This window comes from Shewanella glacialipiscicola (genome assembly GCF_023283485.1).
GTDB classification, from domain to species: domain Bacteria; phylum Pseudomonadota; class Gammaproteobacteria; order Enterobacterales; family Shewanellaceae; genus Shewanella; species Shewanella glacialipiscicola.
In genome coordinates, this window is the sequence record NZ_JAKILU010000002.1 from 223,196 (window position 1) to 238,710 (window position 15,515).

General features: G+C 43.6%; 12 protein-coding genes. 6 read left to right on the forward strand and 6 right to left on the reverse strand.

The window, feature by feature from the left end:
• The 3 genes from L2717_RS02455 (at nt 1) to L2717_RS02465 (ending at nt 2,566) form a co-directional block, all read left to right on the forward strand.
• Nucleotides 1–1,689 carry a PepSY-associated TM helix domain-containing protein gene (locus L2717_RS02455; RefSeq protein WP_220773713.1) on the forward strand — a complete coding sequence of 563 codons (1,689 nt, stop codon included), beginning with the start codon at nt 1–3 and terminating at the stop codon, nt 1,687–1,689.
• Nucleotides 1,686–2,036, forward strand: coding sequence for a DUF3325 domain-containing protein (locus L2717_RS02460; RefSeq protein WP_220773714.1), 351 nt, complete (start codon nt 1,686–1,688; stop codon nt 2,034–2,036). Before L2717_RS02455 ends, L2717_RS02460 begins: the two co-directional genes overlap by 4 nt.
• Nucleotides 2,037–2,128: 92 nt before the next feature.
• A complete protein-coding gene (locus tag L2717_RS02465) occupies nt 2,129–2,566 on the forward strand; it encodes an OsmC family protein (protein ID WP_220773715.1) in 438 nt (145 codons plus the stop codon).
• Nucleotides 2,567–2,916: 350 nt separating this feature from the next.
• Here the strand turns inward: L2717_RS02465 and L2717_RS02470 are convergent, their stop codons facing one another.
• The 4 genes from L2717_RS02470 to thrA form a co-directional block, all read right to left on the reverse strand.
• Nucleotides 2,917–6,201: a S41 family peptidase gene (locus L2717_RS02470; RefSeq protein WP_220773716.1), complete on the reverse strand. Its 3,285-nt coding sequence runs from the start codon at nt 6,199–6,201 to the stop codon at nt 2,917–2,919.
• Nucleotides 6,202–6,535: 334 nt separating this feature from the next.
• Nucleotides 6,536–7,819, reverse strand: coding sequence for a threonine synthase (gene thrC, locus L2717_RS02475; RefSeq protein ID WP_220773717.1), 1,284 nt, complete (start codon nt 7,817–7,819; stop codon nt 6,536–6,538).
• Between the two features lie 85 nt (nt 7,820–7,904).
• The gene (gene thrB / locus L2717_RS02480; protein WP_220773718.1) at nt 7,905–8,867 is read right to left on the reverse strand and encodes a homoserine kinase; all 963 of its coding nucleotides are present in this window, start codon (nt 8,865–8,867) and stop codon (nt 7,905–7,907) included.
• Nucleotides 8,864–11,332 carry a bifunctional aspartate kinase/homoserine dehydrogenase I gene (thrA, locus tag L2717_RS02485; RefSeq protein WP_220773719.1) on the reverse strand — a complete coding sequence of 823 codons (2,469 nt, stop codon included), beginning with the start codon at nt 11,330–11,332 and terminating at the stop codon, nt 8,864–8,866. Before thrA ends, thrB begins: the two co-directional genes overlap by 4 nt.
• 626 nt (nt 11,333–11,958) lie before the next feature.
• Between thrA and slyD the strand changes: the two genes are divergently transcribed.
• Nucleotides 11,959–12,615 carry a peptidylprolyl isomerase gene (gene slyD, locus L2717_RS02490; RefSeq protein ID WP_220775150.1) on the forward strand — a complete coding sequence of 219 codons (657 nt, stop codon included), beginning with the start codon at nt 11,959–11,961 and terminating at the stop codon, nt 12,613–12,615.
• Nucleotides 12,616–12,800: 185 nt separating this feature from the next.
• Here the strand turns inward: slyD and trpR are convergent, their stop codons facing one another.
• Nucleotides 12,801–13,076: a trp operon repressor gene (gene trpR, locus L2717_RS02495; protein WP_220775151.1), complete on the reverse strand. Its 276-nt coding sequence runs from the start codon at nt 13,074–13,076 to the stop codon at nt 12,801–12,803.
• A 190-nt stretch (nt 13,077–13,266) separates the two neighbouring features.
• On the opposite strand from trpR, the gene L2717_RS02500 reads away from it, so the two are divergent.
• The gene (locus L2717_RS02500) at nt 13,267–13,716 is read left to right on the forward strand and encodes a c-type cytochrome (RefSeq protein ID WP_220775123.1); all 450 of its coding nucleotides are present in this window, start codon (nt 13,267–13,269) and stop codon (nt 13,714–13,716) included.
• Between the two features lie 72 nt (nt 13,717–13,788).
• Here L2717_RS02500 and L2717_RS02505 read toward each other — a convergent pair whose 3' ends face one another.
• A complete protein-coding gene (locus tag L2717_RS02505; RefSeq protein ID WP_220775122.1) occupies nt 13,789–14,481 on the reverse strand; it encodes a cytochrome b/b6 domain-containing protein in 693 nt (230 codons plus the stop codon).
• A 299-nt stretch (nt 14,482–14,780) separates the two neighbouring features.
• On the opposite strand from L2717_RS02505, the gene hpf reads away from it, so the two are divergent.
• Nucleotides 14,781–15,146: a ribosome hibernation-promoting factor, HPF/YfiA family gene (gene hpf / locus L2717_RS02510; protein WP_220775121.1), complete on the forward strand. Its 366-nt coding sequence runs from the start codon at nt 14,781–14,783 to the stop codon at nt 15,144–15,146.
• Nucleotides 15,147–15,515 lie beyond the last annotated feature (369 nt).

Genomic DNA, 15,515 nt, shown 5'->3' on the forward strand with positions numbered 1-15,515 from the left:
ATGAAAGACACATTTTTCAGAACCTTATCGTGGCTACATACTTGGGCTGGTTTGCTGGTATGTTGGGTGTTATTACTCATCTTTTTTGCGGGTAGCTTGAGCTATTTTCGTCATGAAATAAGCTTATGGAATGAGCCTGAATTACATCAAGGTGTTTATCAGGACTATCAAGCTAACAGTCTAGAAAACCAATTGGATAAAGACCAACGGTATATAGAAGCACATGCGCCTACGGCCGCACAGCGTTGGATGATCGATTTTCCAACTGAACGAAAACCCTTTCACAGTGCTAGCTGGCAGCTCCCGCCAGAAAAAGGCCAACGCCGTGGTAAAACTGAAGAACATGTGGCTTTAGCCGATGGCAGCGGCATGATCTCAGAGGTGCGTGAGAGTCGCGGCGGCAATTTCTTTTATCGTCTGCACTTTGACTTACACTATATGTCGGCTATCACTGCACGTTATATCGTCGGCGTTTGCACTATGTTTATGCTGATAGCACTTATTAGTGGCATAGTGATCCATAAGCGGATCTTTAAAGATTTATTCAGTTTTAGGCGCGATAAAGGTGCACGTTCTTGGTTAGATACCCATAATGTGAGCTCAGTTATCGCTCTGCCCTACCATCTTATGATCACTTATACGGGTCTTATTACCCTGATGCTGATGTATATTCCATGGACAGTTAATACTGCCTATTCAGGTGACAACCAAGCCTTTTTAAAAGAGCTGAACCCCGCAAGACAAACTGAGAAAGCGGCAGGGATTAGTGCGCCACAAGTGCAACTGAGCCAATTACTACCGCAAGTAAAAGCCGCATGGGGCGACGCGCCAATTAAGCAAGTCACAGTGTCATACCCTAAAGATCAACATAGCCAAGTGACCTTTTACCAAAATACCGGTAAAGACGTAACCGACAACGCCAATGTTTTAATATTTAACGGTGTTAATGGTGAGCTCAAGTATGTAAGCCCGCACGATGCCTCGGGAGCGTCAGCGACCTACGATACAATGATGTCATTGCACACCGCACGTTTTGCTGAACCGCTATTAAGGATTTTATTCTTTTTCTGCGGCTTATTAGGCTGCGCTATGATTGCAACGGGTACCTTAATGTGGGCCATTCGCTTACGGCAAAAACAGCAAAAATCACTGGATAACGGTGACAAGCCGAGCTTGGGATTACGTTTAGTTGAAGGATTAAACTTTATGTTTATCTTGGGATTACCTTTAGGTACCGTAGCCTTCTTTTATGCTAATCGGCTATTATCCACACACTTTTCTGGCCGCTCTGAATGGGAAATTCACAGTTTTTTTATCGCGTTAGCGGCAATGGGAGTGTGGGCTTTTTGGGGGCGTTCACGTCGTCAGTGGCAAATCGCATTAATACTCACAGGGAGCTTGTATTGTGCACTGCCCGTACTCAATGCTTTTACCTCACCAAACCATCTCATCGACAATATTCAATCTCACCAATGGCCTTTAGTCGGGTTTGACCTGCTCGTAGTTATACTTGGCTGCGCTATGTTATTTGCTAGTAAAAGATTAACCTTGATAGCAACATCCTCCGTTAATGGCTCAGCAAGACCCGCATTGAATGCAAAGACGAATAAAGCCCGCCGCAGCGAGTCAAAAACATCCCTAGCCAACGAACTGACCTCGCAACCTTCATTAGAGGAAGTCAAATCATGATGCCAGAATTTATCCCTGTACTTGGGATCTTAGGCTTAAGTTATCTTTCCCTCGCCCTATTCGCCTTAGCTAAGTTTGGTCATTTTAAAGATGTGTTTAACCGCCCACCCGCACAATGGCAAAGCCATTTACTCACCTCGTTTGCCTGGTTATTACTGGCGTTTAGCCTCAGTGCTTGTGCAAGTGATCAAGGCTGGGCCTATGGCAGCATTTTGTTTATGGGGATCATTTCCCTCGCGGCAATGCTAGTTATTCTGACCTTAAGCTTTAGTCCACGCCATTTGCCCATAGGTATAGTCACAAGCAGTGTGCTAACGGGGAGTTTATTATTCGCATCTGGGATATAACGCAACTCTGTCCATCTTAGACTTGGCAGATCATAGCTATGTGATCACCGCTAGGCTATAGTGCCCTGATGTCTTTCAGATAGGAGAAAATCATGGGCTTTAAGTTAATGGTCAATTGGCAAACTTCGCCTGCAGAAGAAGGTGAGTTTTGCCGAGACCACAGCATTACTTTTGGCAGCGGCCAGACAATTCAGGCCTCTTCAGCGCCAGATTACAAAGGTAATGAGCATAATGTTAATCCAGAAGAAAGTTTACTAGCTGCGCTATCCTCATGTCATATGCTGACCTTTCTGACTATTGCTCACCTTAAACGCTTAAATGTGACGTCCTATGTTGATAATGCAACAGCCGAGCTTGGAAAAAACGAAGCCGGAAAACTCGCCATTATTAAAATGGTACTTAACCCTAAGGTCGTTTTTGCGGATGGGATTGACGTTAACCATGAAACGTTAGAAAAAATCCACGAAAAAGCCCATGCTAACTGCTTTATTGCTAATACGTTAACGACGGATATTCAAATTAAGTTTTAGCGTTAAACATTATCTTTACGGCCTGCTTGAGGTATTCATAAGCAGGCTTTTTTATTGCCTGACACCAACCTTTCGCAAGATTCGCTACGCCATCTAATGCTACAAAAATATCGCTACAGCAGGGTAATTTTTAAGCCTGATTCAAATAAAGGCACATAAGAGATGAGCATATGAGCTGCTTGTAAGCGTGGCAGTATAACAACGGGGATGAGTAAGATAATGAATGGACATAAAAATGGGTGTTGTCTCGGGAACGAAGAGACAACACCCTAACTTTGTACGCGGCTATATTAACTGCGATATCTTAAATTTCAGTTAAATCTCGGTTTAATTCTAAATATAAATATCGATTACTGCGCTTTAATATCCTGCGCCATCCCTTTTGCGGGCAGCGGTTGCGCTTTTAAAGCAGGAATAGGCTGCTTGACCAATTCATCTTTTAAATAGCTTATCGCAGTTTCAAGCTGAGCATCTTTGCCACTAAAGGTAGCAAACGGTAAGTTATCAACTTCAATATCTGGCGTTACGCCATGCCCTTCAAGCACCCAGCGGCCATCCATTCCATACTGCGGATACTCGGCCACCCGCGCCATTCCGTTATCGGTCAAAGTATTACGCCCAGATAACCACACACCCGCTCCAGCTGTTTGTTTACCAATTAACGGCGCAATACCGAGCGCTTTAATCCCCGCGGAAAAGGTCTCGCCGTCGGAGTAGGTCAGCTCATCGGTTAATACTACTAAATGGCCGCGGAAGGTTTGCTGCATATTGGTATAAGCGGTGCCGTGGGTGGGTTGCCAGAAAGACCATGCGCGGCGTAATAATTTCTCGATAATCCAACTGTCGATATTGCCACCACGGTTACGGCGCACGTCGATAATTAAGCCATCTTTATCATAATTGGTATAAAACTCACGGGCGAAACTTTCAATATCACCGCCGCCCATGGCATATAAGTGCAAATAACCCATCTTGCCCTTACTCGCAGCCTCAACCACTGCGGCATTATGGCTCACCCAATCTTGGTAACGTAACTGGCTATCCACCGTAGCACTGACTGGCATGACGATAGTTTTATGTGTTTGATTACCGCGTTTTAGCAGTAGCAATACTTGCTTGTCCTGTTGATTACGTAAAAGCCGCGTAACATCAGCCACATTCGCTACTGGCGTGCCATTAATGGCTAACAACATATCACCTTCTTTGGCATTAACTTCGATACGATTTAACGGTGAAGCATTGGCGGGTAATTCAGGATCGTTACTGTAAATATGCGCAATGTTAACGCCATCCGCAGTTTGCTGTAGACGCGCGCCTAAACTCGCCGTTTTAGCGGCATCGGGATCTTGTGGTAAATCCCCTCCACGCACCTGCGAGTGCAAAGAATCTAACTCGCCCATCATTTGCATAAAGATATCATTCAGCTCATTGCGGTCGGTCAGGCGGTCGAGTAAAGGTTGATACTTAGTTTTGGTCGCTTGCCAATCAAGGCCGCGCATCTTTTTATCAAAGAAGGATTCCTTATGCATTAACCAAGCATCTTCAAACATTTGTTGCCACTCAAGCGGGGGAGAAATCGCTAATTGCCACTGCTGCGTTTGCACTTTATCATTATCCGTATCATCCAACTTATCGCCGCCATCGACAATCAGCAGTGCCTTGTCATCACTATGTTTACGCAGCATCAGCTTTTTACCGTCAGCAGATACCGCATAATGACCCACATCTTCAGCAAACACTTCGGCCTTAGGGCTTAAAGGATCAAACTTAATGGTCATTAAACTCGGCTCAGTATCATCACCCATCGCTTGATCAAGCACATAAAGACGGTCATCCACAGCACGAAGCTCACTGTAATTACCTGAATCAATAGGCACTTGCCATAAGCGCTGTGAAATACCCGCCCAATCGATAGTTAGTGGATTAGCTTTATCCTTAATATCCGTTTTTTCAGCTTGCTTAGCGCTGAGTTCATTAGGTTTGCTAAAGGGAAACTTGGCATTTTTGACTAAGGCAATAGCAAATATTTGGCTGCGTTTATCAAACACGGGCCCCATGTTTCTATCACCCCAAGGGGAGCTTGGTGTTGCACTAAATTGGCGGTTTGACAGGAAATAGAGCCACTGCCCGTCACGACTAAAGGTGGGCGAATAGGACTCATACTTATCGCTAGTCAGTGTCTCGGCCTTATTCTCATCCACTGAATAAAGAACAATTTGCGGTCTTTGCTTACCGATTTCTGACTTAGTTAATGCAATAAAACGGCTATCACCAGACCAGCGGATATCGGCATAAGGCCCAAGTCCCTCACCGTTAGTGATGATTTTTTGGTTAGTGTTTTTCTTTAAATCCAGTAGCCAAACGTTGCCATCATTATCGTCGTGGGCGATAAACCGACCGTCTTGCGACAAGTTAAGGCTCATTCTTAAAGTATGGCCATCTTTCGTCAACTGTTTAGCACCACTGCTGCCATCGGCGGGAAATTGCCAAATTTCTTGCTGACCCGTCATGTCGCTAATGGCATAAACAGATTTGCCATCTTGGCTCAAAATAGCTTCTCTAACACGATAAGTCCCTGGCAGCGCAACTTGTACTAAGCGCGAGCCATCAACACCCGCAATGGCGATATGGCTGCGAGCAGTAATCACTACTTTATCGCCAGTAAGGGCTAAATCGGTAGAGGACGCGTAATCCATAGGGTCTTTCACCCAATGTTCACGGCGCTGGGCAAAATCAGAGAGGAGCTCGATATTAAGTAACGAGTCTTTAGCTGAAGCAATGTCAAATACATGGATATCTGCACCCTGCTGAAATACCATTTTACCTTTATCCATTCGCGCGCCGCGGACTTGCCAATCTTTAAACTGGGTCAACTGCTTTGCGTCTGAGCCATCGAGTGCCATCGACCACAGGTTATCGTTACCATCGCTGTCGCTGATAAAATAGAGTCTGTCCTGCCATAGCATGGGTTGACGTACAGAGCCGTCGTGTTGACCGCTAAGTAGCTGTGCTTCGGTTTTACTGCCGAGTTTAAAACGCCATAATTCGCCTTTTGCGCCACCACGGTACACTTTGGCATTATCGCCCGTCACTTGCAGGCCAAAACGGGTGAAATACACGTAATCGTTGTTGTCATCAATCACACCTTCGACCGCATCGGCTAAAGGTAAATCAGTGGTCGTCAGGGTTTTAGGATCAACACTGCGCAGCATCCAATTATTGGCAGGGCCAAAGCCACTGTCGGTAGAATATAAAATGTCGCCTTTGGCCGTAAAGCCTTGAACCCGCACACGGCTATTCTCAAAACTCACCCGTTTAGCTACGCCGCCCGTAACAGGGATCACATACACTTCGCTCGCGCCTTCATAATTGGCTACATAAGCCACCCACTTACCATCGGCAGAAATACTGGCACCGAGCTCTTCTGCGGGTAAACTGGTTAAGCGAGTCGCGGCCTTTTGGCCTAGGGTCTGAGTCCATAAATCGCCTTCTGCAGTAAAGACTAAGGTTTGATCGTGCAGAGCTGGCGCACGGTAATATCCTTGATTGCTAACGGTATCAGCCGCGATGGCAGGTACTGCGGTTAACGTGCCTAGGGCAAGCATGCAGCTGGTAACGGAATGGCGAAGTTTCATGTATGACCTCTATCTTATTGTTATTTTTAATGTGCTTATTTTTTATGACGGACTATTTTATGACGGACCATTTATAGGTGATAGGCCAAGAGTGTTTACACCTAAACTCGACCTATTTTATAATCAAACTAGCAGAATTGAGCCCAAAGTTCAGTAACCTTAAGTAAGATAAGTTTTAGCAAATGTGTCATCTATTTTACCAATACAGATCAAATAGATAAAAATTGAGAATATAAAATAAACCCGTTTGTTTAGCTTTCACTGCCCTAGGGCAATAAAAAAGGGAGCGAGGCTCCCTTAAAATATAATCCCCATATCTATTATGGATTGATATTTAACCTAATATTTTAAATAAATGGTTTTTTAATGCTGCAAAATCAGCCGGTAACTCTGCCGATAATATCGGTTTATTCGCAACGGCGGCCAATTCTGCAGGCAAAGGTAAATTCAGGCTAAGCTCACGATCGACCACATCTTTAAACTTTGCGGGATGTGCCGTCCCTAAAAATATGCCCACTTCGTCAGGCAATAGAGTTAACGACAAGGCTTTAGCTGCAATTGCGGCATGGGGCTCAGATACATAACCTTGCGCGTATAACTCAGCTAACGCCTGCGAAGTTTGCTCCTCCGACAAGCGAATACCGACTAAGTCACTCAATGGCCAGCCTAGTTTTTCACAAATCGCTTCAACTCGTGGCCAGTTACTTGGCTCACTGACATCCATCGCATTAGACATCGTCGCTTGGGTTTGATTTGGCTGCCATTGACCATTAGCTAAATAGCGCGGCACGGTATCGTTAGCATTGGTCGCGGCGATAAAACGTTTAACTGGTAATCCCATCGCTTTAGCAAATAAACCCGCGGTGAGATTACCAAAATTACCACTGGGCACTGCAATCACCGGTTCGGCATCGTGGCGCAGCTTAGACTGAGCAACTGCTTCAAAGTAATAACAAATTTGTGCAAGCAATCGACTAATGTTGATAGAGTTAGCGGAGTTCAAGCTTAAACCATCACGAACATCGGCATCATCGAAGGCCCGTTTCACTAAATCTTGGCAGGCATCAAAATCGGACGAAACAGCGACTGTGTGAATATTTTTGCCCAAAGTCGTGAACATCTTTTCCTGTAGCTCGCTGATCTTACCCTTAGGATAAAGCACGACGACATTAACCTTATCAAGCCCATAAAAGGCATCCGCAACCGCTGCGCCAGTGTCACCCGATGTTGCAGTTAGAATGGTTAAGCGTGTGTCACCCACAAAGGTATTGACGCACTGCGCCATAAAACGCGCACCAAAATCTTTAAATGCCAACGTTGGGCCGTGGAACAATTCGAGGCAAGCGCGCTGCTCGTCAACAGCAATCAAAGGTAAATCAAAGTTAAAGGCGCGCTCAACCAATTTATCGACCGCATCTTGCCCTAACTCTGAGGCGAGCCATGCGCCGAGCACTTTTTTACTGCGCTCAACAAATGGCAGCGCCAGTAACCCTTCAATATCATCTAAGACCGGTATTTGGGTTGGAAAAAACAAACCTCTGTCTTTACCTAACCCTAATTGCACCGCTTCTTTAAAGCTCACTTTTTGTGAAGGATGTTTTAAATTATATAGTTCCATACTCACTCAACCTTTTGATGCTAATACTTAAACACTGATTTTTGATATTTAACCGTGATATTTAGTCTTAATGCTAAAACAAGCATTAATCGACTCTACGCGTGCCTTGCTCATCAAGGCGACACACATGGGCAAAGCCACCCGCTTCGGTTAAATAATGCTGTTCTAACCAAGCTTTAGCGGCATTGGCTGTGGTTAAATCGTCAGTAATCGAAAACAGTGTTGGGCCGCTGCCCGAAATACCCGTAGTCAACATACCTAAATCGGCTAAGGCAGCTCTAGCATTGTCGTAACCTGGAATGGCAGCAGCGCGATAAGGCTCGGCTAGTACATCCTTTAATACGCTGATGGCCAGCTTAGCGTTTTGCTGATAAGACGCATGTACAAAAGCACTTAAATAACGTCCAAAATCAATAGTGACACTTTTATCGTATTGATTAGGCATGAGTTTACGCATCATCGCCGTTGAAAGTGAAATCCCTGGATAGGCCACTACCCAATACCAGTCTTTAAAACTCGGTATCGCTTCACAAATTGTGCCTGGCACATTAAGCATCAATTGCATGCCACCCAAATAACAAGGGGCCACATTGTCGTAATGCACACTGCCGCTAATTTTACCTTCAAACTCACCCATCAACTCAAGCAATGCTTGCTCGTTATAGGGCCGATTAAAATGTTCATTCAAGGCATATAACGCCGCTACGACAGAGCTTGCACTCGACCCCAAGCCACTACCGACGGGCAGGTTCTTTTCCAGTGTGAGTGCCACGCCTTCATCTGCTTTACCCTGCGCCGTTAAAAACTCTCGACTAAGAGCTTTTAAGAAAAACTCGGCACACTGAAACACTATATTGTCTTGCGGATTTTCAGGAAGTTTATGGGCCCAAGCGCCAGTTTGCGCCAAACTCACACCCGATTTTGCTGCAGCAATCGTCACTCTGTCACCAAGTAAACTGCCATCGATAGGCGCCAATGCCGCGCCCAGCAAATCAAATCCTACGCCCACATTACCCATAGAGGCTGGTGCGTAAACAGTCAAACTCATACGCTCACCTCACGAGTCCAATTCAAGGTTCTTAACACATCGGCAAACGCACCGGCGGCGGTCACCTCCGTTCCAGCGCCGTAGCCGCGCAGCACAAAGGGGATTGGTTGGTAATAACGACTATAAAATGCCAAGGCATTTTCGCCGCCTTTAACGCTATATAGCGGATCTTGTGCATCGACTGCTGCGATCCGTACACGGCACACATCATCCTCAATTTGCCCCACATAACGCAATACTTTACCTTGCGCCTTGGCCTGCGCCACTTTAGCGGCAATCGCAGCATCAACCTCTGGCAAACGCGCCATAAAGCTTTCAACATCGCCTGAATCATCAAACTCGGCTGGCAATACAGACTCAACCTGCACATCACTGAGCTCTAACTTTAATCCCACTTCACGGGCAAGAATTAACACTTTACGCGCCACATCCATACCGCTCAAATCATCACGAGGATCGGGTTCTGTAAAACATTTATCCCTTGCAAGACCAGTTGCTTCTGACAGCATCATACCCTCATCGAGCATGCCGAAAATAAAGGATAAAGAGCCCGATAAAATACCGTTAAACTTATGCAGTTTATCACCTGCAAATAATAGTTTTTTCAGGTTATCGATAACAGGTAATCCAGCGCCAACCGTGGTTTCGTATAAAAACTGGCGACGCTGTTTTAATGCCGTTTGGCGCAGCGCTTGATAATAAGCATAATCGCGAGTGTTAGACTTTTTGTTCGGCGTGACCACATGTAAACCTGAATTCATCACCTCTAAATACAGATCCGATACTTGCTCACTTGAAGTGCAATCTACCAGCACAGGGTTGAGTAATTGTTGTTCTTGCGCCCATGCGAGTAACGCTGGAATATCACAGGCTTGCTGGCTATCGGCAAGCAAGCTAGACCAGTTATTTAAATCGATACCCGCACTATTAAGTAACATCTTGTTTGAATTGACGATACCGCAAACACGAATGCTGATGTGCTGTTCTTTGAGCATGGAAGATTGTTGTTTTATCTGCTCAAGCAGGCCAGCGCCCACGTTGCCGCAACCGACTAAAAACACATCTAAATATTGCTGCACATCGAAAAAACCTTGATGACAGGCCGCAACTGCATGCTTAGTTTTACGCTGCTCGATGACCGTCGAAATCGACCGTTCAGACGATCCTTGGGCAATGGCAATAATGTTCACGTTTGCCTGTGCTAAAGCTTGGAAAAAACGTGCCGCAACGCCTTTGTGGGTACGCATACCATCGCCAATTAACGAGATTATGGCCAGATCGTGTCGCATTTTAATTGGCTCAAGTAAGTCACTTTTTATTTCTAATTCAAACTCTTGCTCTAAGGCCCATTGCACTTTTTCCGCCTCAGTGGTGGCAACACAAAAACAGATACTGTATTCCGAAGAACTTTGAGTGATTAAAGACACCGACACGCCGCTGCGGGAAATTGCCGCTAAGGTACGGCTCGCCATACCGACCATGCCTTTCATGCCGGGGCCTGAAATATCAAACATGGTTTGATTATCAAGATTAGAAATCGCTTTAACCTGCAGGCCACTCTCATCGGCTTTATCGGATACGAGCGTGCCCGGCGCTTTAGGATTAAAACTATTTTTGATGTAACAAGGAATATGAAACTGGGCGATAGGTGCGATTGTTTTAGGGTGTAATACCTTTGCACCAAAATAAGACAGCTCCATCGCTTCTTGATAACTCAGTTGTGATAATAATTTAGCATCGGCCACAACGCGTGGATCAATATTATAAACCCCATCAACGTCGGTCCAAATCTCACAACTAGAGGCATCTAAACACGCAGCGAGCACAGCGGCAGAGTAATCAGAGCCATTACGTCCTAAAGTAACGACCTTACCGTGAGCGTCTGCAGCAGTAAAACCTGGCATCACCCATACCCGTTTTTGGTCTAGCGGTAATACTTTAAACCTGGGTTTACTCAGCCCAATATCAACCACAGATTCAAGGGGGCTGCCACGACCTAAAAATAAAGCGCGAGGATCAAGCTGAGCCGAAGCGATCCCTTTAGATAGCATGATTTGTTCCATTAAGGCTGCAGATAAACGCTCACCAGCGACCACAATTTCAGCACGGATGCCATCGGGACATTCTTGCAGTAATGCAACACCCCGTAATCTGTCTTGCCAGATGACTAATTGGGCATTGAGCCCTGAGAAAAGCAGCTCGCTTTGCTCACTCGATAACACTGAGTTAACCGCATCTTGGTACAAAGTCGTAAATACTCGCTCGACATGCTGCAAGACTGGCGCATAGTTTTCACCTTTAACCGCAACATCCACCATTTCTAACAACGCATTAGTCACGGTTGCCGGGGCAGATAAAACAGTCGCCACCGACTCAAGTTGGGATGATTGGGCGATGATATCCGCCGACATAGAGAATCGCTGCCAATTTGCAAGCGAGGTACCACCAAATTTCATTACTTTCATCTTATTCTCCTGCACCACGCCCGCCTAGAAACAAAAAAGCCCGCTTCTTTGTGGGAAGCGGGCTCATTATTAAAATTCTTTAGGGTGTATCAGCCCGCCCCCACTATCGTTGTAGTGGTGGTTGTAATAATGGTAGTTACTACGAAACCGAGGCTATTCATACGTTTGGGCTAATCCATGTTAATTTCTGATAAACAGAATTGCTTTTTTTACCTACACTTGTCAACCCCTTAAATTAATTATTTATTAACAATTTACTGCGTTCGATGAAATAACCATTCAAGATTAGATATTGTGAGGTTTTCTAGGGGTAAAAATGCGATTTATTCAATAGTAAACTTTTAACGTCAACGTCAATAAGAGCGAAAAGATCAAGATAAACCCATGCTTTTAAACAACTTATATTTATCACCTTGATTAAGGCCACATAATTTGTTCTACATCATGATTCCGTTAAAATCTATAGGCTAAGTGTCAAAAATCACATTCATTATATTGTCGTATACGCAGCGCTATTTAATTCAAGGATAATAAAGCTGTGCTGTATCTAACATAAGCGACTTCAACTTATCGCCAGCGCTAAGAAAGCACGTTATTATGCGCGCACATTCTGAACCGGAGGCGATATGAAGATCACTCAACACAGCGCGGTAACTATTCATTACCGTTTATCAGATGAAGAAGGCAGACTATTAGAAGACTCTTTCGACTCTGAACCTATGCTATATCTGCACGGCACTGAAAACCTGATCCCAGGTTTAGAAGCCGCATTAGATGGTAAAACTAAAGGCGAAAAACTCGACGTTACTATTAGCGCCGAAGAAGCCTATGGCCCTTACCACGATGGCTTACGCCAAGCAGTACCATTAGAAGCCTTTGGCGATATCGAAGATATCGTTCCAGGTATGCGCTTTATTGCCGAAACTGAAATGGGTCAACGCCCTGTTCAAGTCATGGAAATTAAAGACGATGTGGTTATCGTCGATGGTAACCATCCTTTAGCTGGCCAAGCATTGAATTTCAGCGTTGAAATTATTGACGTTCGTGAAGCGAGTGCAGAAGAAATCTCACACGGTCACATTCATGCAAAAGGCGGTTGTGGAAGTCATGGCCATGATCACGATCATGGTGGTGGATGCTGTGGTGGTTCAGGTAAAGAAGAAGCTGGCGGCTGTTGTGGCGGTTCAGAGCACGATCATGGGCATCACCATGAAGAACACGAAGCCTGCGAAACACCTAAAACAGGTTGTGACGGCAATGGCGGCTGTGGTTGCCGCGGCTAGACAAGGGTTGGTGCAAAGGTTAACTAGAAATAGTGTATCCCTGAGCGATTAAATTGCCATTGTTTAACATTTTAAGATGCATGCCCTTAATCTAAGGTCGTGCATTTTTTATACAAAAAACTGTGTGGTAATGGAAAATGACTAACGGATATAGTGAGTTTTGACTGGAAACTTTCACTCGGACATTAGCTAATCAACTTTTTAATTCTTGATCTATATTCTGGTGACATATTTTTTAGATAATTAGAACAACGTGTAATGGTTGCGATACTCACCTTATATTCAGCCGCTATATGTCTTTGGCTCATGTCACCACTAAGTAACAACTGAAATACCTTTAAACGTCCGGCAACGGCACTACGTTCTTCTTCGGTTAACAATAAATGAAACAACACAGAAAGATCTTCATAATTGCTGTGACTCAAAATCTTTTCTAATACTTGATCCCAATTTGCTCGCATAATAACCCTCCTAAGTACTGCCCAAGCATTACGTTGGGTAGTTTAACAGATTTAGCCTCTATACAAATAACTTGTTACGTTTAGATACTTAACTAGACAAAAACTGACAAGAATGCTTCTAGTACATCAAGTTAATTTGTGTACAATAGCAAGACAATGTCACACTTCAACGCTAATTTGTGAGAATACAATGAAAAAACTACTACTTACTCTCGTTGCCAGTGCTCTATTCGCTTCAGCTGCGCAGGCACACAATTTCGAAGAACCAAAAGATGCGATTGAATACCGCCAATCAGCATTTGGTCTTATTGCCTATAACTTCGGTGATATGGCAGCCATGATGAAAGGTAAAAAACCTTTTGAAGCAGAAACTTTCGCAATGCGTGCAACCAACGTTGCTGCCCTATCAAAAATTCCATTTGAAGGTTTTATTGATGGCTCAGACAAAGGCAACACAGAAGCCTTAGCCAAAATTTGGCAAGACAGAGCAGATTTCGATGCGAAAATGAAAACCTTCCAAGAAAATGCAGCCATTCTTGCTACTGTAGCCCAAAAAGGTGACCAAGCCGAAATCAAGCAAGCCTTTGCGGATACAGGAAAAAGCTGTAAAGGCTGTCACGACGTATATAAGAAAGACTAATTTAATTCTGTTTTTGTCTAACAAAAAGCCTTCTATTAGCAGGCTTTTTGTTGCTTTAGATTAAGTGTAAATTTACAACACTTGCACTATGGGCCAGATTAAATACACAAAGACCACGGCCGCTAATACAGTCAATAGTGCTAAAGCGAGCCACTCTGATTTAAACGTAAGATCGCTTTTCGAGCTTGATGACAATGCCATCTTAGATACCTTTTTATAACCACTGAACATAGCACTAACTAACTTATCTCCTTTTATGGCATGAATAACCACTGCCAGTATATGAATGGCACTTAACAAGAGGATAAGGTTAAAGTTCATTTTGTGTAGCCAGGTCAATAATCCACTGGTATCAGAACTCACATAACTATAGAGCGGACCTTCGGTAAAAATATCATCAGTCGCAAACAAGCCTGTGACTAACTGAAGGCTAATAATCCCAATCAACGCGATAACCATGTAGCCACCAATAGGATTGTGCCCAAGTACAACAGACATACCTTTCGTCTTAACCGCTTTTAAATAGTCCAACACGACTCTTGGATGATGCACAAAATGGTTAAACCTTGCGGTATCACTACCAATTATCCCCCAGAGGATCCTAAATCCAATAAGGATCAATAAACTATAAGCAAAAATCTGGTGCCACTGCATTTCGCCAGCGTCAGCACTCCACCATAAAAGTGCTAATAGACACACCATGCCCCAATGGAAAATTCGCGTGGGTAAATCCCAAACTTTAATTTTAACGTGTTCAGTATTCATAAAATGGGCAAGCTCAACATAAACGAGTGAAATAAGTTCAAGTATTTTATCGGAGTTAAGGGGGGAACTTAAAGTAAATATAAGTAAATAAGGGCAAAGACTGCGGAGTTATCCCATCGAATATGACTCTATTTAGCAGGCAATACAAGGCTTTTGGGCTAAGAATTATTGATATTTGCCTAAGCGATCAAATATCCAGCGAACGATATCTAATCAGCACAAAAATGTGACCAAGGTCTCGTTTTATAGCGTGAACCTTGGTAACCTGAAATCCAAGGAAACAGCAGAGGGTTCGAAATATGCTAAAGATCACTAGCAAACAACTTGAAGTTACAACTCCTATTCGTGAACGTATTGAAAGTCGTTTCGAAAAACTTTCAAGACATGATGTGCAAATGATAAATCCCCATGTGACCATTACAGAGGAGAAACCAGGTTTCAAAATAGAAGCATCGGTTGGCATCCCAAATGGTGAACTCTTCGCTCAAGCAAAACATGAAAATTTATATACTGCGATTAATGCTATGGGTCAAAAATTAGAGAAACAACTCAATCGCATAACACACAAACCTGAAGCTCTGCGCTTCACATCACTAGCACCAACTAATAATATTATTGAAGTTGACGACGAACAAAATGAATATGAGGAGGAAGATGTAATATAGTTTAAGTCCACTTAATACAATAAATGTGTCATCTTGGAAAAATAAAGTAGAAATTTTAATTAGATCACAGTTTTTACAAGTACATAGTGAAATTATATTTAGTAACAAAATGCACATTAACTAAATGGCCACCACACTAAGGGGGAAGTGGTGAAGTATTAAAACGATAAAAAATAAAATCATTTTAAATACGTTAAACCTCAACAATCTAATTCAGGCTTATAACGTAATTTTATATAGCCACTTTTAGATATAACTAAGGAGCAGTGACAATTTATCATCAACGTTCAACTTTTACAGTAAAAAATATATAATTTAAAGTTTAATACACACTACTTAAGAAGGTTAACTAAAAAATGGAGGCTGACA